General features: G+C 67.2%; 14 protein-coding genes. 5 read left to right on the top strand and 9 right to left on the bottom strand.

All coding sequences use genetic code 11. From position 1 onward, the window contains the following. Positions 1–31: 31 nt before the first annotated feature. The 6 genes from carB to gloB all read right to left on the bottom strand — a co-directional run bounded on the left by carB (position 32) and on the right by gloB (position 9,452). Positions 32–3,286: a carbamoyl-phosphate synthase large subunit gene (gene carB, locus H3H55_RS06760; RefSeq protein ID WP_129514220.1), complete on the bottom strand. Its 3,255-nt coding sequence runs from the start codon at positions 3,284–3,286 to the stop codon at positions 32–34. Positions 3,287–3,335: 49 nt separating this feature from the next. After that, the gene (leuE, locus tag H3H55_RS06755) at positions 3,336–3,995 is read right to left on the bottom strand and encodes a leucine efflux protein LeuE (protein ID WP_048242433.1); all 660 of its coding nucleotides are present in this window, start codon (positions 3,993–3,995) and stop codon (positions 3,336–3,338) included. 28 nt (positions 3,996–4,023) lie between these two features. Continuing rightward, positions 4,024–5,169, bottom strand: a complete 1,146-nt coding sequence (gene carA, locus H3H55_RS06750; protein WP_193098089.1) for a glutamine-hydrolyzing carbamoyl-phosphate synthase small subunit — start codon at positions 5,167–5,169, stop codon at positions 4,024–4,026. A gap of 376 nt (positions 5,170–5,545) precedes the next feature. Then, positions 5,546–6,763 carry an MFS transporter gene (locus tag H3H55_RS06745; RefSeq protein ID WP_193098088.1) on the bottom strand — a complete coding sequence of 406 codons (1,218 nt, stop codon included), beginning with the start codon at positions 6,761–6,763 and terminating at the stop codon, positions 5,546–5,548. 156 nt (positions 6,764–6,919) lie between these two features. Continuing rightward, positions 6,920–8,494: a transglycosylase SLT domain-containing protein gene (locus H3H55_RS06740; RefSeq protein WP_193098087.1), complete on the bottom strand. Its 1,575-nt coding sequence runs from the start codon at positions 8,492–8,494 to the stop codon at positions 6,920–6,922. 151 nt (positions 8,495–8,645) lie between these two features. Next, entirely contained in the window at positions 8,646–9,452 is an 807-nt protein-coding gene (gene gloB, locus H3H55_RS06735; RefSeq protein WP_193098086.1) for a hydroxyacylglutathione hydrolase, read from the bottom strand. 18 nt (positions 9,453–9,470) lie between these two features. Here gloB and H3H55_RS06730 point away from each other — a divergent pair, with 18 nt between their 5' ends. The 3 genes from H3H55_RS06730 to dnaQ are packed head-to-tail and all read left to right on the top strand — an operon-like array spanning position 9,471 to position 11,496. Then, positions 9,471–10,283 carry a class I SAM-dependent methyltransferase gene (locus H3H55_RS06730; RefSeq protein WP_048242438.1) on the top strand — a complete coding sequence of 271 codons (813 nt, stop codon included), beginning with the start codon at positions 9,471–9,473 and terminating at the stop codon, positions 10,281–10,283. Then, on the top strand, positions 10,280–10,723 hold the full coding sequence (rnhA, locus tag H3H55_RS06725) for a ribonuclease HI (protein WP_048242439.1): 444 nt from the start codon (positions 10,280–10,282) through the stop codon (positions 10,721–10,723). The genes H3H55_RS06730 and rnhA overlap by 4 nt, the downstream gene beginning before the upstream one ends. A 38-nt stretch (positions 10,724–10,761) precedes the next feature. Further along, complete coding sequence (dnaQ, locus tag H3H55_RS06720; protein WP_193098085.1) at positions 10,762–11,496, top strand: DNA polymerase III subunit epsilon; 735 nt, start codon at positions 10,762–10,764, stop codon at positions 11,494–11,496. Positions 11,497–11,523: 27 nt separating this feature from the next. Here dnaQ and H3H55_RS06715 read toward each other — a convergent pair whose 3' ends face one another. Beyond that, positions 11,524–11,856, bottom strand: coding sequence for a YnfA family protein (locus H3H55_RS06715; protein WP_193098084.1), 333 nt, complete (start codon positions 11,854–11,856; stop codon positions 11,524–11,526). Between the two features lie 541 nt (positions 11,857–12,397). Between H3H55_RS06715 and proP the strand changes: the two genes are divergently transcribed. Beyond that, complete coding sequence (gene proP / locus H3H55_RS06710; protein ID WP_193098083.1) at positions 12,398–13,885, top strand: glycine betaine/L-proline transporter ProP; 1,488 nt, start codon at positions 12,398–12,400, stop codon at positions 13,883–13,885. A gap of 109 nt (positions 13,886–13,994) precedes the next feature. Here the strand turns inward: proP and H3H55_RS06705 are convergent, their stop codons facing one another. Together H3H55_RS06705 and H3H55_RS06700 are read right to left on the bottom strand one after the other, a co-directional pair. Then, positions 13,995–14,201, bottom strand: coding sequence for a hypothetical protein (locus H3H55_RS06705; protein WP_129514212.1), 207 nt, complete (start codon positions 14,199–14,201; stop codon positions 13,995–13,997). A gap of 462 nt (positions 14,202–14,663) precedes the next feature. Then, complete coding sequence (locus H3H55_RS06700) at positions 14,664–15,293, bottom strand: glutathione S-transferase family protein (RefSeq protein ID WP_193098082.1); 630 nt, start codon at positions 15,291–15,293, stop codon at positions 14,664–14,666. A gap of 180 nt (positions 15,294–15,473) precedes the next feature. Here H3H55_RS06700 and H3H55_RS06695 point away from each other — a divergent pair, with 180 nt between their 5' ends. After that, positions 15,474–16,652 carry a polyhydroxyalkanoate depolymerase gene (locus H3H55_RS06695; protein WP_193098081.1) on the top strand — a complete coding sequence of 393 codons (1,179 nt, stop codon included), beginning with the start codon at positions 15,474–15,476 and terminating at the stop codon, positions 16,650–16,652. Positions 16,653–16,672 lie beyond the last annotated feature (20 nt).

Here is a 16,672-nt window from a genome sequence, read left to right as displayed (position 1 = left end):
GCACGTATTGCTTCGACAGGAAACTGACTGCTTAGTTTAGGCGAGCGTGAAGACCTTGTAAATCATAGACTTCCAGATCCTTCAGGTAGCGCAAACCTTCGACAGCCGCGCGCGCGCCCGACATCGTCGTGTAGTACGTGACCTTGTGCGCCTGTGCGCTCATGCGGATCGAACGCGAATCGGCGATCGCCTGGCGCGTCTCGTCGACCGTCGTGAACACGAGTGCGATCTCGCCGTTCTTGATCATGTCGACGATGTGCGGACGGCCGTCCTTCACCTTGTTCACGACCTTCACCGGCACGCCGGCCGCTTCGATCGCGGCAGCCGTGCCCTTGGTCGCGACGATCGGGTAGCCGAGGTCGTGCAGCATGCGCGCGACTTCGACCGCCTTCGGCTTGTCGGCGTCCATCACGGTCAGCAGCACCGTGCCCGACTCCGGCAGGCGCGAACCGGCCGCGAGCTGCGACTTGAACAGCGCTTCGCCGAACGTCTGGCCGACACCCATCACTTCGCCGGTCGAACGCATTTCAGGCCCGAGGACCGGATCGACGGTCGGAAACTTGACGAACGGGAACACGGCTTCCTTCACGCTGAAGTACGGCGGCTCGACTTCCTTCGTCACGCCCTGCTGCGCGAGCTTCTGGCCGACCATCGCGCGCGCCGCGATCTTCGCGAGCGGCAGGCTGGTCGCCTTCGACACGTACGGCACCGTGCGCGATGCGCGCGGGTTCACTTCCAGCACGTAGATGATGTCCTGCTTCGAACCGTCCGCCTGCGGCACCTGCTGGATCGCGAACTGCACGTTCATCAGGCCGACCACGTTCAGCGCCCGCGCCATCGCGCCCGTCTGGCGCTTCAGCTCGGCCACGGTTTCCTTCGACAGCGAGTACGGCGGCAGCGAGCATGCCGAGTCGCCCGAGTGGACACCCGCCTGCTCGATGTGCTCCATCACGCCACCGATGAACACGGCTTCGCCGTCGCAGATGCAGTCGACGTCGCACTCGATCGCGTCGTTCAGGAAGCGGTCGAGCAGCACCGGCGAATCGTTCGACACCTTCACGGCCTCGCGCATGTAGCGCTCGAGGTCGCGCGGCTCGTGGACGATTTCCATCGCGCGGCCGCCGAGCACGTACGACGGGCGCACGACCAGCGGATAGCCGATTTCCTCGGCCAGCTTGAGCGCTTCGTCTTCGGCGCGCGCGGTGCGGTTCGGCGGCTGGCGCAGGCCGAGGTCCTGCAGCAGCTTCTGGAAGCGTTCGCGGTCTTCGGCCGCGTCGATCATGTCCGGCGACGTGCCGACGATCGGCACGCCGTGCGCCTCGAGGTCGAGCGCGAGCTTCAGCGGCGTCTGGCCGCCGTACTGGACGATCACGCCGACCGGCTTTTCCTTGTCGACGATCTCGAGCACGTCTTCGAGCGTCAGCGGCTCGAAGTACAGGCGGTCGGACGTGTCATAGTCGGTCGACACCGTTTCCGGGTTGCAGTTGACCATGATCGTTTCGTAGCCGTCCTCGCGCATCGCGAGCGCCGCGTGCACGCAGCAGTAGTCGAACTCGATGCCCTGGCCGATCCGGTTCGGGCCGCCGCCCAGCACCATGATCTTCTTGTTGGTGGTCGGCTGCGCCTCGCACTCTTCCTCGTAGGTCGAGTACATGTAGGCGGTTTTCGTCGCGAACTCGGCCGCGCAGGTGTCGACGCGCTTGTAGACCGGGCGCACGTTCAGTTCGACGCGACGCTTGCGGACGTCTTCCGGCGTCGCGCCGAGCAGCTTCGCGAGGCGGCGGTCGGAGAAACCGCTCTGCTTCACGTAGCGCAGCTCGTCGAACGTCAGCGACGCGAGCGTGCGGCCCGAGAGTGCCTTTTCCTTCAGGATGATCTGCTCGATCTGCTCGAGGAACCACGGGTCGATCGCGGTTTCCGCGAAGATTTCCTGGGCCGTCATGCCGATGCGGAACGCGTCGCCGACATACCAGATGCGGTCCGGGCCCGGCTCGTGGATCTCGATCGCGATCTCGTCGCGGTTGGTCGACTTCTCGTCGAGACCGTCGACGCCGACTTCGAGGCCGCGCAGCGCCTTCTGGAACGATTCCTGGAACGTGCGGCCGATCGCCATCACTTCGCCGACCGACTTCATCTGCGTCGTCAGGCGCGAATCGGCTTCACGGAACTTCTCGAACGCGAAGCGCGGGATCTTCGTGACGACGTAGTCGATCGTCGGCTCGAACGATGCGGGCGTCTGGCCGCCGGTGATTTCGTTCTTCAGCTCGTCGAGCGTGTAGCCGACCGCCAGCTTCGCGGCGACCTTCGCGATCGGGAAACCCGTCGCCTTCGACGCGAGCGCCGACGAACGCGACACGCGCGGGTTCATCTCGATGACGACCATGCGGCCGTCCTTCGGGTTGATCGAGAACTGCACGTTCGAGCCGCCCGTGTCGACGCCGATCTCGCGCAGCACCGCGAGCGATGCGTTACGCAGGATCTGGTATTCCTTGTCGGTGAGCGTCTGCGCCGGCGCGACCGTGATCGAGTCGCCGGTGTGCACGCCCATCGGGTCGAGGTTCTCGATCGAGCAGACGATGATGCAGTTGTCGGCGCGGTCGCGCACGACTTCCATCTCGTATTCCTTCCAGCCGAGCAGCGATTCCTCGATCAGCAGTTCGCGCGTGGGCGACAGATCGAGACCGCGCTTGCAGATCTCCTCGAACTCTTCGCGGTTGTATGCGATGCCGCCGCCCGAGCCGCCGAGCGTGAACGACGGACGGATCACGACCGGGTAACCGCTGCCGCCCGTCTCCGCCATGATCTCGCCGTGCACCTTGGTCGCCTCTTCCATCGAGTGCGCAATGCCCGACTTCGCGGAGCCGAGACCGATCTTGGTCATCGCTTCCTTGAACTTCTGGCGGTCTTCCGCCTTGTCGATCGCTTCCGGCGACGCGCCGATCAGTTCGACGCCGAACTTCTCGAGCACGCCGTGGTGATGCAGGTCGAGCGCGCAGTTCAGCGCGGTCTGGCCGCCCATCGTCGGCAGGATCGCGTCCGGGCGCTCCTTCTCGATGATGCGCGCGACGACTTCCCACGTGATCGGCTCGATGTAGGTCACGTCGGCCGTGTTCGGGTCGGTCATGATCGTCGCCGGGTTGCTGTTGACGAGAACGACCTTGTAGCCCTCCTCACGCAACGCCTTGCAAGCCTGCGCGCCCGAGTAGTCGAACTCGCACGCCTGGCCGATGATGATCGGGCCGGCGCCGATGATGAGGATGCTCTTGATGTCTGTGCGTTTTGGCATGGCTTGTGAATTCAATAAGTAATCGTTGTCGTGGGTCGGCCGGCGGCGCTCAACTCATGGTGGCGAGCGCGAGCTTCACCGAGAAACCGATGAACAGGCCGCCCACGCTGCTCGCCGCGCCGGCCGCAAGCTTGCGGCGGCGGCGGAAATGCTCGGCGAGCCGCGCACCCGCGAAGATCAGCGTGCTCAGGTACAGGAAGCTCGCGCATTGCGCGATCGCCCCGAGCACGACGAACGACAGCGCGGGATGCGGGAATGCCGGGTCGACGAACTGGATGAAGAACGAGATGAAGAACAGGATCGCCTTCGGGTTCAGCAGGCTCACGATCAGCGCCTTGCGGAACGGCCGCTCGCCGTCGACCGCCTGCGGCGCGTCAGCCGGCGCATTGGCCGGCGCACGCAGCTTTTGCCACGCGCCGCGCAGCATGCCGGTGCCGATGTAGAGCAGGTACGCGGCGCCGCCGTACTTGACGACCGAGAACAGCAGCGGATTGGCCTTCAGCAGCGACGCGACGCCCGCGGCGGACAGCACCATCAGCACCGTATCGCCGACGAACACGCCGCAGGCCGCGCGATAGCCGGCCTTCACGCCGCGCTGCGCCGCGAGCGACAGCACGTACATCGAGTTCGGCCCCGGCAGCAGGATGATGAAGATCACGCCGAACACGTAGGTCCAGATATCCGTGATGCCGAGTGCGTGGCCGAACATGATGCGAATCTCCCGTTCTTCGGTTGCGTTACGCGTTGCGCTGCTTCGCCGCGTCCATCAGCGCGGTGAAACGGTCGAACAGATAGCCGATGTCGTGCGGGCCCGGCGATGCTTCCGGGTGGCCCTGGAAGCAGAACGCCGGCTTGTCGGTCAGCTCGAAGCCCTGCAGCGTGCCGTCGAACAGCGACACGTGCGTCACGCGCGCGTTGGCCGGCAGCGAATCCGAGTCGACCGCGAAGCCGTGGTTCTGCGACGTGATCACGACCCGGCCGTCGCCGAGGTCCTTCACCGGATGGTTCGCACCGTGGTGGCCCGTCTTCATCTTCAGCGTCTTCGCGCCGACCGCGAGGCCCATGATCTGGTGGCCGAGGCAGATGCCGAAGGTCGGCACGCCGCGCTCGATGAATTCCTTCGTGGCCGCGATCGCGTAATCGCACGGCTCCGGATCGCCAGGGCCGTTCGACAGGAAGATGCCGTCCGGATTCAGCGCGAGCGCATCGGCCGCGCTCGCCTGTGCCGGCAGCACCGTCACGTGGCAGCCGCGCTCCGCGAGCATGCGCAGGATGTTGTACTTGACGCCGAAATCGTACGCGACGACGCGATACTTCGGCGCTTCCTGCATGCCGTAGCCGCCTTCGAGGCGCCATTCCGTCTGCTTCCACTCGAACGGCTTCGTGGTCGACACGACCTTCGCGAGATCCATGCCGGACAGGCCCGGGAACGAGCGCGCGAGCTCGATCGCCTTGGCCTCGTCGTCCGAACCCGCCAGGATGCAGCCGCCCTGCGCGCCCTTGTCGCGCAGGATGCGGGTCAGCTTGCGGGTGTCGATGCCGGCGATCGCGACGACGCCTTCGTCGCGCAGGTAATCGCCGAGGGTGCGGTCCATGCGGAAGTTCGATGCGAGCGTCGGCAGATCACGGATGATCAGGCCGGCGGCATGGACTTTCGTGGCTTCGACGTCTTCGGCATTGACGCCGACGTTGCCGATATGCGGGTAGGTGAGCGTAACGATCTGGCGCGCGTAGCTCGGATCAGTGAGGATTTCCTGATAGCCGGTAATCGCGGTATTGAACACGACTTCGCCGATCGTATGGCCTTCGGCCCCGATCGAATAACCACGAAAGACCGTGCCGTCGGCGAGTGCAAGCAAGGCGGGAGAAAAAGACGGCAACACGGGAGGCTCCTTGGGGAACACCCTGCTGCCGACCTGTTTACCCTGCCGCGCGAGCGCCGCGCTGCGTGGGCGCGCGTGGTCGCTTGCTGGACGCGGCCTGCGTTGTCGAGACGCGAACCCGGCGCGTGGCGCACGAGGCTTCGCGGCATCGCCCGGCAGGCGGCGTGCGGCGGATGAACGGGATGAATGAGGTAGGCGCTAGGGTGCGAGGTTGATCAGCACAAACTTTCAAATTATAGCCTGAAAATGGCCCTATCTTCAATCGATATGGCCGTCCGATCATGCGTGCGCCACCACCGGCAGCGTGGCCGGCGTGCGCGCGCAATGTGCTGCGGCCCCGTTTCCGCGGCCGCCCTACCCCCAGCGTACCGCCGGATCAGTGCGCTTGGCCAGCGCCGCGCGCGGGCCACACGTACCAGACCGCGCTCGCGAGCTGCAGCGCGAGCAGCACACCCCATGCGGTGAAGTGCGCGGCGGCCGGATAACGGCCGTCGACCGCGGGCCAGTGCGACAGCACCGCGCCAACGCCGATCTGGAACGCAAAGATCAGCAGGAAGATCACGAGCGTGAGCGTCGTGTTCGCGCGGCCGATCAGATGGGCCGGAAAGTGCCCGGCCATCACCGCGTAGGTCAGGATGCCGACGCCGCCGAACATCCCGTATGCAGCCCACAGCACGGCCGGCGGCAGCGGCACGCGCGCAACGATCGCGGCCTGCGTCGCGACGAACAGCGCCATGCCGACGCCGCAGAACGCATAGACGGACACGCCGCGCCGCTCGAGCACACGCGCGGCAGCGCCGAAGCCGACGCAACCGGCCATCATCGCGAAGCCGAGCACCGACACGAGGCGCGCGGCGTGCTGCGCGCCGAACCCCGCGACGTCGCGCAGGTACGGCCCGACCCACAGCGACTGCATCGCGTAGAACACGCCCTGCGTGACGACGGAGAACGACGAGATCTTCCAGAACGCGCGGCTGCTCAGGATGTGCCAGGTGCCCTTGAACTGGCTGACAAGCCCGCCCTGGTGGCGCACCTGCTTCGCTTCGGGCGCGCCGAAGCCGATCGAAGCGGCGACGAGCACCGTCAGCACCGCGAGGCCGAAACAGATCTCACGCCAGCTCGTCCAGCCGAGCAGCCAGGTCAGCGGCGAACCGACCACGACGCCGCCGAGGCCGCCAACGGCCATCACGAGCCCGTTGACGAGCGGCAGCCGGCCGACCGGGAAATGCTGCGCGAGCGCCTTGAATGCCGCGCCGAGACACACCGACACGCCGACGCCGATCAGCAGCCGGCCGGCCATCATCGTGCCGATGCTGTGCGCCGCGCCGAACACGGCCGCACCGGCCGCCGCGAACAGCAGCATGCCGGCCGTCACGCGGCGCGGGCCGAAATGGTCGAGCATCACGCCGGCCGGAATCTGCGCGCCCGCGAAGCCCAGGAAATAGAGACTGGTGAGCAGGCCGAGATCGGCGGCCGACAACCCGAGCTCATGCGTGACGAATGGCGCGAAGCCCAGATTGACGCCGCGAAACACATACGACACGAAATACCCGACCGAAAACAGCGCGAGCACTCTCACCTGCACCGACGACATCACTTCCCCTTGTTATTGAAGACCTTCGACGCAGCGCCCCTGCGCCGCGCACAAACGAAAACGCCGTCACCTCGGTGACGGCGTTTCGTCGCATTCGTCGGATGATAGCGCAATCGGGCGACCGGAGCCGGCCGCGCGATGCGCTGCGCAGCCGCGTTACTTCTTCTTGCCCTTGTGCGTGGTGGCCTTGGCCGGCGCGGCTTTCGAGGGAGCCGCCTTGGCCGATTTGGCCGCCGGCTTGGCCGCGCCGCGCTTCGCACCGTGGGACTTGCCGCCCACCGCCAGGCTCGCGCGCTCGATGTGCGCGCCGCCGACCGACGTCGCGATCCGCTCCGGACCCGGCTCGGCCGGCACCGAACGGCCGACCGGCACGTGCAGCACCAGCGCCTGGCCCGGCATCACGAGATCGCGGTGCGTCCGGTTCCATGCCTTCAGCTGGCCGACCGACACGCCGTAGCGGCCGGCGATTGCCGCCATCGACTGCTTGCGGCGCACGCGGATCAGCATCTTGCGCGTGTCGGGCACGTCGGGTTCCATCGCGAGCGCGCCGTTCTCGGCGACGTCGGCGCTGATGTCCTCGTCGTCGTCGTCACCGCGCGGCACGACGATCGTCGAGCCCGGCTTCAGGCGCATGCCCGCGGGAATCTTGTTGACCGACATCAGCGTATCGGCGTCCACGCCGATCTTCTCGGCGATCGCGGCCGGCCGCGCGCGTTCGCTGACCGTATAGGTGGTCCACGACGACAACTGGCCGTTGTATGCCTTCAGGTTCTTCTCGAACGCCGCCGCGTTGTCGAACGGCAGCAGGATCTGCGGCTCGGTCGCACCGAGGATCACCGGCTTCGAGAACGACGGGTTCAGCGAGCGGAATTCGTCGAGCGACAGGTTCGCGAGCTTCGCGGCGACCGCCACGTCGATGTCGCGCGCCGTCGTGACCGTCACGAAATACGGGTGATTCGGGATGTCCGGCAGCGCGAGGCCGTACTGCTGCGGGTTCGCGATGATGTTCTTCACCGCCTGCAGCTTCGGCACGTAGTTGCGCGTCTCGTTCGGCATCCGCAGGTTCTGGTAGTCGGTCGGCAGGCCGGCCGCCTGGTTGCGCGCGATCGCGCGCTGCACGTTGCCCTCGCCCCAGTTGTACGCGGCAAGCGCCAGATACCAGTCGCCGAACATGTCATGCAGGCGCGACAGGTAGTCGAGCGCGGCACTCGTCGACGCGAGCACGTCGCGGCGCTCGTCCTGCCACATGTTGCGCTTCAGGTTGTACGTGCGGCCCGTGCCGGGCATGAACTGCCACATGCCGGCCGCCTTCGCGACCGACAGCGCCTGCGGGTTGTAAGCGGACTCGATGAACGGCAGCAGCGCGAGCTCGGTCGGCATGTGACGCGCCTCGAGCTCCTCGACGATGTGATACAGGTACTTCTGCGAGCGCTCGGTCATGCGCTGCACGTAATCGGGCCGCTGCGTGTACCAGGTCGTCTGCATGTCGACGAGGTCGCTCTGCAGGTCGGGCATCTGGAAACCGCGGCGGATGCGCCCCCAGAGATCGGGGTCTGCACTGGTCAGGTCGCCGACGGATTGCTTGTCGACGTCGACAGTCTCTTTGGCGGTGGCTGATTTACGGAGGTAGGTGGACGTCGCCTGCGAATCGGCGGCGTTGTTGGCGACAGGGGCCTGGCTCGCACAAGCGGCGAGTAGCAGGACCACCATCGCACTCAATATAAGTCGCATGAAAATCTCGGCTTCCGACGGCTGGAAATTGCAGGCGATACTACGGAAGTGCGTGCTTCACGTCAATAAAAACACCGAAAACTCAGCGAAATCCTACATTTGGAGCAATTTTTACAGACAACGCTTGAGCTTTGGAGTCCTCCGGAATTGATCATCGGAACCGATTTTTCCACTCCCGCATCAGCGTGAACGCCGCCAGACGATCCGGAACCGTTTCGTGAAGCTCGGCCTCGAGCGTCGCGCGAATCGCGTCGCTGTCGGCCCGCATGAACGGGTTAACGGCACGCTCGTGCGCGATCGTAGTGGGCAGCGTCGGCACGCCGCGCGCGCGCAGCGCCTGCGCGTCGTCGCGCCACGCGGCGAGCGCCGCATTGCCGGGCTCGCACGCGAGCGCGAAGCGGATGTTCGACAGCGTGTATTCGTGTGCGCAATGCACGCGCGTGTCGCCCGGCAGCGCCGCGAGCGCGTCGAGCGACGCGAGCATCTGCGCGGGCGTGCCCTCGAACAGGCGGCCACAGCCGCACGAGAACAGCGTGTCGCCGCAGAACACGTGCGGCGCGGCGGCGCCCTGCCCGGCCGCCTGGAAATAGGCGATGTGGCCGCGCGTATGGCCCGGCACGTCGAGCACGTCGAACGCGACGGCCGGCGCGTCGAGCGTCACGCGATCGCCGCCCGCGAGCGGCCGCGTGACCACGCCGATCGCCTCGGCCGCGGGGCCGTAAACGGCCAGCGGAACATCGTCCGGTTGGCTATTGCGCAGCGCCTCGACACCGCCGACGTGGTCGGCGTGATGGTGCGTGAGTAAAATAGCGGTCAACCGCCAGCCTCGTTCGGCAAGAACCCGGCGTACGGGCGCGGCTTCACCCGGATCGACGGCGATCGCATCGCGGCCGTCCGAGACGAGCCAGATATAGTTGTCTTCGAATGCCGGCACCGGCACGTATTCCAGCTCGTTCATGGGCGCGCAATCATCGTTATGTCTGACCGACAAATTATAGACTGGCCCGCCTGGACCGACTCGCCTCCCGGCCGCTACGTGCTGGGCTGGGAGCAGGCGCAGCTCGACCGGATCGTGTCCGACGTCTTCGGGTTCCACGCGCTGCAGCTCGGCCTGCCGCAGCTCGACGCACTGCGCGAGAACCGCATGCCGTATCGCGGCCTCGTGCTCGATCCGGCCAGCGGCGCGAGCGCGCCGTACCAGTACCCGTGGGCGCGCGAAGCGCACTCGCCGGAGCACGCGCCCGCCGATCGCAGCACGACCTGGTGCGACCTGCTCGACCTGCCGTTCGAGTCGCAGAGCGTCGACCTGATCGTGATGCCGCACACGCTCGAATTCACGTCCGACCCGCACCGCCTGCTGCGCGAGGCCGAACGCGTGCTGATGCCGGAAGGCCAGCTCGTGATCACCGGCTTCAATTCGCTCAGCCTGTGGGGCATGCGGCAATCGTTCGGGCGCATGGCGAACCGCCCGTTCGTGCCGGCCACGCGCGACCAGATCGCGTTCATCCGGCTCAAGGACTGGATCAAGCTGCTCGGCTTCGACCTCGAACGCGGCCGCTTCGGCTGCTACCGTCCGCCGCTCGTCACCGACAAGTGGCTCGCCCGCTACGGCTTCATGGAAGCCGCGGGCGACCGCTGGTGGCCGATCTTCGGCGCCGTCTACATGGTGACGGCCGTCAAGCGCGTGCGCGGCATGCGCCTCGTCGGCCAGATCAAGATGAAGAAGCCCGTGCTTGCGCCGGGCCTGACGCCGGCGGCCTCCCCGACTACCCATCAAGAACATTCATGACAACCGATACCATCGACATCTATACCGACGGCGCCTGCAAGGGCAATCCCGGCCCGGGCGGCTGGGGCGCGCTGATGCGCTACGGCGACCGCGAGAAGGAGCTGTTCGGCGGCGAGCCCAACACGACCAACAACCGCATGGAGCTGATGGGCGTGATCTCGGCGCTCGAGGCGCTGAAGCGGCCGTGCCAGGTGATCGTGCATACCGACTCGCAATACGTGCAGAAAGGCATCAGCGAGTGGATCCACGGCTGGAAGAAGAAAGGCTGGGTCACCGCGGCGAAGACGCCCGTGAAGAATGCCGACCTGTGGAAGCGGCTCGATGCGCTGGTTGCGCAGCACGAAGTCGAGTGGCGCTGGGTCAAGGGCCACGCGGGCCATCCCGAAAACGAGCGCGCGGACGCGCTCGCGAATCGCGGCGTCGAATCGCTGACGGCCTGAACCCCGGCCGTTTCCCTGTTTCCTTCGTTTTTCCCGACATGCGCCAGATCATTCTCGATACCGAAACCACCGGCCTGAACGCCCGCACGGGCGACCGCCTCATCGAAATCGGCTGCGTCGAGCTGCTGAACCGGCGGCTCACCGGCAACAACCTGCACTTCTACGTGAACCCCGAGCGCGACAGCGATCCGGGCGCACTGGCGGTGCACGGGCTCACGACCGAATTCCTCAGCGACAAGCCGAAATTCGCGGAAGTCGCCAACCAGATCCGCGACTTCGTGAAGGACGCGGAGCTGATCATCCACAACGCACCGTTCGACCTGGGCTTCCTCGACGCCGAATTCGCGCGGCTCGACCTGCCGCCGTTCACCGAACATTGCGGCGGCGTGATCGACACGCTCGTGCAGGCCAAGCAGATGTTCCCGGGCAAGCGCAACTCGCTCGACGCGCTGTGCGACCGCTTCGGCATCAGCAACGCGCACCGTACGCTGCACGGCGCACTGCTCGACTCGGAGCTGCTGGCAGAGGTGTATCTCGCGATGACGCGCGGCCAGGACAGCCTCGTGATCGACATGCTCGACGACGCAGGCGCCGACGGCGGCACGGCGAATGGTCAGCGCGTGTCGCTCGCCGCGCTCGACCTGCCCGTGGTCGCCGCGAGCGACGACGAACTCACCGCGCACCAGGCGCAGCTCGACGAGCTCGACAAGTCGGTCAAGGGCGCCTGCGTGTGGCGCAAGTCCGCGGACACGGACGCCGCGCAGACGGCCTGACGCACTCAGCTTGCGCTGCAGCCGCGCTCACGCGCGCGGCTGCAGCGCGATGACCGCCATCCCGCCCAGCGCGAGCACCGCGCCGGCCACATCCCAGCGGGTCAGCGCCACGCCGTCGACCACCCGCAGCCAGATCAGCGCAACCGCGATATAAACACCGCCGTACGCGGCATAGGTGCGCCCCGCCGCGCTCGGGTGCAGCGTCAGCAGCCACGCAAACAGCGCGAGCGACAGCGCGGCCGGCACCAGCAGCCAGACCGGCCGGCCGTCCTTCAGCACGAGCCAAGGCAGGTAGCAGCCGACGATTTCGGCCAGCGCGGTAGCGGCGAACAGCGCCGCGATCCTCATCAGTTCGGTCATCCGGTTCCTCGTGAATTCGGCCCCGTCACCGGGGGCTGCACGGCCCCGCCGCGCGCCGCCGATCATACCCGAGCAGGCCCCGCCGGATCCCCCGCCAGACGGACGTCTCCCGGCAATTTGCGCGATCATCCGTCATCGTGCTATCATGTCGCCTGTTTCAACATTCAATCTCTGTCTATTCGATTTCGCAAGAAGTCCGTCCGCGCGTTGCGGGCCGGCCCTTCGAGCGGAATTGCACCTACAGGAAAGCCCGCCCGACAGGCCCGCTTTTCTCGTTTCATGGCCCCTTCCGGGGCGCTTGCCGGAACGCCGGACCATCGGTCCGCACCGGCATCTGCCGCCTGCATCACGCGGCCCATTCTTCATGAGCGCACTGTCGCGTCGGCCCGTCGGGCCCGCGTCGAAGCAGCCCCTTCGGCCCTTTACCGCCTTTTACGCAGTAAGTGCTTAATGGCCTGCCCCGACGCGCCGCATGCGACACCGCGCTCGCCGGCAAACCGTGTCGGACGGCCCGCCCGTTCCGGCGCAGTCAAAGGAGTGCATGACCTTGACCGCAACACACGTCAGCCCGACCGCTGCTTCTTCCTCCGCTTCGTCGTCCGGCGAGGCCCCGCTCGCCGCGGACGACATTACCGTCGTCGACCAGAGCCTGCTCAAGCGCGCCGTCAGCGCGATGGCCATCGGCAACGCGATGGAATGGTTCGACTTCGGCGTCTACAGCTACATCGCCGTCACGCTCGGCAAGGTGTTCTTCCCGTCCAGCAGCCCGTCCGCGCAGCTGCTCGCGACCTTCGGCACGTTCGCGGCCGCGTTCCTCGTGCGCCCACTCGGCGGCATGGTGTTCGGCCCGCTCGGCGACCGCATCGGCCGCCAGCGCGTGCTCGCCGCGACGATGATCATGATGGCCGTCGGCACCTTCGCGATCGGCCTGATCCCCAGCTACGCATCGATCGGCATCATGGCGCCCGTGCTGCTGCTCGTCGCCCGCCTCGTGCAGGGCTTCTCGACCGGCGGCGAATACGGCGGCGCGGCCACCTTCATCGCCGAATTCTCGACCGACAAGCGCCGCGGCTTCATGGGCAGCTTCCTCGAGTTCGGCACGCTGATCGGTTATGTGATGGGTGCGGGCGTCGTCGCGCTGCTCACCGCGTCGCTGTCGCAGGAAGCGCTGCTGTCGTGGGGCTGGCGCGTGCCGTTCCTGATCGCCGGCCCGCTCGGCCTGATCGGTCTCTACATCCGGATGAAGCTCGAGGAAACGCCCGCGTTCAAGCGCCAGGCCGAAGAGCGCGAAGCGCAGGACAAGGCCGTGCCGAAGGCGCGCTTCCGCGAAACGCTGATGCGCAACTGGCGTGCGCTGCTGCTGTGCGTCGGCCTCGTGCTGATCTTCAACGTGACCGACTACATGGTGCTGTCGTACCTGCCGAGCTTCATGTCGTCGACGCTGCACTTCGACGAATCGCACAGCCTCGTGCTCGTGCTGATCGTGATGGTGCTGATGATGCCGATGACGCTCTACGCCGGGCGCCTGTCCGACAAGGTCGGCCGCAAGCCCGTGATGCTGGCCGGCTGCGTCGGGCTGCTCGCGCTGTCGATCCCGTCGATGATGCTGATCCATGCGGGCACCACGGCGTCGGTGTTCGGCGGCCTGCTGATCCTCGGCGTGCTGCTGTCGTGCTTCACCGGCGTGATGCCGTCGGCGCTGCCGGCGTTGTTCCCGACCGAGATCCGTTACGGCGCGCTCGCGATCGGCTTCAACGTGTCGGTGTCGCTGTTCGGCGGCACGACGCCGCTGATGACCGCGTGGCTGGTCGACGTGACGCACAACCTGATGATGCCCGCGTACTACATGATGGGCGCCGCCGTGATCGGCATCGTGTCGGTCGTCGCGCTCGCCGAAACCGCGCGCCAGCCGCTCAAGGGCTCGCCGCCGGCCGTCGCATCGCGCCGCGAAGCGCACCAGCTCGTGCGCCAGCTGCGCGAGGACGACGACGCGCAGATCTATGGCGCAGTGACGACCGCACGCGCCTGAGCGTCGCCCATGAAAAAGCCCCGGCCGAAGCCGGGGCCCGATCGAACCCGATCCGCCCGACCGGCTTGCGCCGGCCGGGCTTTTTTTCATCCATTCAGCACGAACGATCTCACGCTTGCGCTTCGCAGTGACGGCAGAAGATCAGCGCGCGCGAACGCGATACGGCCGCCTGCGCGCCGCGTGCCGCGACGATCAGCCCGACCTGGCCGAGATTGAAATCGCGCTCGACCATCAGCTGCGTCAGCGCGGCAAGCGGCAACAGGACGGACGGGTGGTACAGGCTCGATTCGATCAAGGCTTTCATCATCGGCTCCATCAGGCAATGCGTGATTCGATGGAGTGGATTCTAGGGACCGGCCGCGTCCGGATAAACCGCACGAATGCGAAGTCACTTGTCAGCCACCGAGAACAATCGGCGGCGGCTTGCCGGACGGGGCCGAGCGGGCGGCAGGCAACGGCGCGGGGCGGCGTTCCGCCCCGCCGGCGGGCCTAGGGCCTGTTCACGCTAATAACGGGCTTGCGAACGTGCCTTGCCGGCCGTAGTGCAAGGAGTGAGGAGCGCCGTTTGGCCGAGCCAAACAAGTGACGATCGACGCCGCAATACGGCCGGCAAGGCACGTTCCCCTGTTTGGAAAAAATCATTCGTGGGGCTGGCCCCCAGAAGGGCCGATCGCCGCGTCATGCTCCTCGCGAATACGTCGAGTATTCGCTTCGTCGCATTCCTCGCGCTCGGCCCTTCTGGGGGCCAGCGCAAGCCCGTTATTAGCGTGAACAGGCCCTAGGCGAGCGGCGTTTCGACGAAAGCCGGCAGCGCTTCCGCACGCGCCGAGTGCGCGGCGAGCGCCGGATAGCGGGCCGGATCGATCCGCGCGAGCGCCGGGTAGTCGGCCACCATGAACTGCGTGAAGCGCCAGGCCACCGCGACCGTCACGTCGGACTGCAGCAGGCGCGCGCCGCCGAACCAGCCGTTCGCGGCCGCGACGAGCGGCTCCAGCTCGCCGTACGCGCCCTCGAGCTGGCTCAGCACGCGCTCGAGCCACGGTGCGTACTGCTTGTCGGCCGGGCGCAATGCCTGCTCGTAGACGACCTGCACGGTCTTCTCGGCCGCCGCCAGCGCGAATCCGATCGGCACGAGCGCGCGCAGCCGCGCATCGGCGGCGTCGGGCAGCAGGCGCCGCTCGGGCGCCACCCGATGATCGAGATAGTCGACGATCAGCGACGAATCGATCAGCGTCGCGCCGTCGTCGGTCACGAGCGTCGGCGCCTTGACGACCGGGCTGACCGCCCTGAACTGCTCGAAATGACGGAACACCGAGATCGACTCGTGTTCGAACGGCAGGTCGAGCAGCTTCGCCGAAATGGCGACACGGCGCACGAACGGGGAATCCAGCATGCCGATCAGCTTCATCGCAAACGCTCCGCTAAAGGGGAATGGGACCGACGACTGTAGCAGCGTCGCGCGGCATCGCCTAGCGCGCTCGTGCGCTCGCGCGCTTGATGCGCGTCTGCCAGTCGCACACCGGGCTCACGCTGCGCGGCCACAGTGACCATAATGCAGATTCACGCCCCTTCCGCCCCAAGGTTCGCCATGTGGTATGCCCTCGTCGAGCAGCAACGGGAATGGATGCGTGCCTGGCGCGCGGCGACGCGGCACGCGTTCGACGCGTGGCCGTCGGCAACGCTGCCGCACGCCGCGTCGTCGTGCTACGACGACCTGTTCGAGCCGCTGCTCGGGCCGCCGGGCGAGCCGGCGCGCTTCGACATCGGGCGAGCCGCCGCCGACGAGCGGGTCGTCGCGCACACGCCGTTCTGCGACCTGCGGCGCTTCACGCGCACCGACGCGCGCCGCACGGTGCTGCTGTGCGCGCCGCTCGCCGGGCACGCGGCCGTGATGATGCGGGAAACCGTCGAGACGCTGCTCGCCGACGGCGACGTCTGCGTGACCGACTGGCGCAATGCGCGCGACGTGCCGCTCTCGTCGGGCCGTTTCGGGCTCGACGACTATGTGGCAACGCTCGACGGCTTCGTCGACGGGCTCGCGCTCGACGATCGGCCGCTGCACGTCGTCGCCGTGTGCCAGGCGACCGTGCCCGCGCTCGGCGCACTCGCACTGCGCGCCGCGCGCGGCCTCGCGCCGCCCGCGAGCGTCACGCTGATCGGCGGCCCGCTGGACGCGCGCCTGAATCCGAGCGCGCTCGGCACCGCCGCGGCCGACCATACGCTCGACTGGTGCCGCCGCCACCTGATCGACATCGTGCCGCCCGGCTTCGCGGGGCACGGCCGCCACGTGTTCCCGACCTATCTCCAGCAAGGCGAGATCGCGCTCATGTACCCGCAGCACTTCCTGTCGCTGATCGAAGCCTATGCGCTGGCCGCGTCGCGCTTCGACATGGCCGGGCTCGCCGGTGCGCGGCGCGCGCTGCGCGAATACACGGCGCTGCTGGATATGCCGGCCGAATACTTCCTCGACACGGTCGACATCGTGTTCCAGCGCATGAGTCTCGCGAACGGCACGTGGGACGTGGGCGGCCGGCGCGTCGAGCCGGCCGCGCTGCGCGGCATCGCGCTGCTGACCGTCGAAGGCGCATGCGACGGGGTCACGGGCGCCGGCCAGACGCATGCGGCGCTCGACATGTGCAGCGGCCTCGCGGCCGACGAGCGCTACCGCGTCGACATCGACGATTGCGATCACTACGGGCTGTTTACGGGGCCACTCTGGCGCGGCAAGGTTCATCCGGCGCTGCAGCGCGTGTTCGCGCTGGACTAGGGCCTGTTCCCGCAGACGTG

It is taken from the genome of Burkholderia sp. Z1 (assembly GCF_014893795.1).
Classification (GTDB): Bacteria; Pseudomonadota; Gammaproteobacteria; order Burkholderiales; family Burkholderiaceae; genus Burkholderia; species Burkholderia theae.
The sequence above is the reverse complement of the archived record's forward strand: the minus strand, read 5'-3'. Positions and strand labels throughout refer to the sequence as shown.

Coding starts and splice junctions, on each gene's coding strand:
- carB (WP_129514220.1), bottom strand. CDS start 3,286: ATGCCAAAACGCACAGACATCAAGAGCATCCTCATCATCGGCGCCGGC.
- leuE (WP_048242433.1), bottom strand. CDS start 3,995: ATGTTCGGCCACGCACTCGGCATCACGGATATCTGGACCTACGTGTTC.
- H3H55_RS06745 (WP_193098088.1), bottom strand. CDS start 6,763: ATGTCGTCGGTGCAGGTGAGAGTGCTCGCGCTGTTTTCGGTCGGGTAT.
- H3H55_RS06740 (WP_193098087.1), bottom strand. CDS start 8,494: ATGCGACTTATATTGAGTGCGATGGTGGTCCTGCTACTCGCCGCTTGT.
- gloB (WP_193098086.1), bottom strand. CDS start 9,452: ATGAACGAGCTGGAATACGTGCCGGTGCCGGCATTCGAAGACAACTAT.
- H3H55_RS06730 (WP_048242438.1), top strand. CDS start 9,471: ATGTCTGACCGACAAATTATAGACTGGCCCGCCTGGACCGACTCGCCT.
- rnhA (WP_048242439.1), top strand. CDS start 10,280: ATGACAACCGATACCATCGACATCTATACCGACGGCGCCTGCAAGGGC.
- dnaQ (WP_193098085.1), top strand. CDS start 10,762: ATGCGCCAGATCATTCTCGATACCGAAACCACCGGCCTGAACGCCCGC.
- H3H55_RS06715 (WP_193098084.1), bottom strand. CDS start 11,856: ATGACCGAACTGATGAGGATCGCGGCGCTGTTCGCCGCTACCGCGCTG.
- proP (WP_193098083.1), top strand. CDS start 12,398: ATGACCTTGACCGCAACACACGTCAGCCCGACCGCTGCTTCTTCCTCC.
- H3H55_RS06705 (WP_129514212.1), bottom strand. CDS start 14,201: ATGGAGCCGATGATGAAAGCCTTGATCGAATCGAGCCTGTACCACCCG.
- H3H55_RS06700 (WP_193098082.1), bottom strand. CDS start 15,293: ATGAAGCTGATCGGCATGCTGGATTCCCCGTTCGTGCGCCGTGTCGCC.
- H3H55_RS06695 (WP_193098081.1), top strand. CDS start 15,474: ATGTGGTATGCCCTCGTCGAGCAGCAACGGGAATGGATGCGTGCCTGG.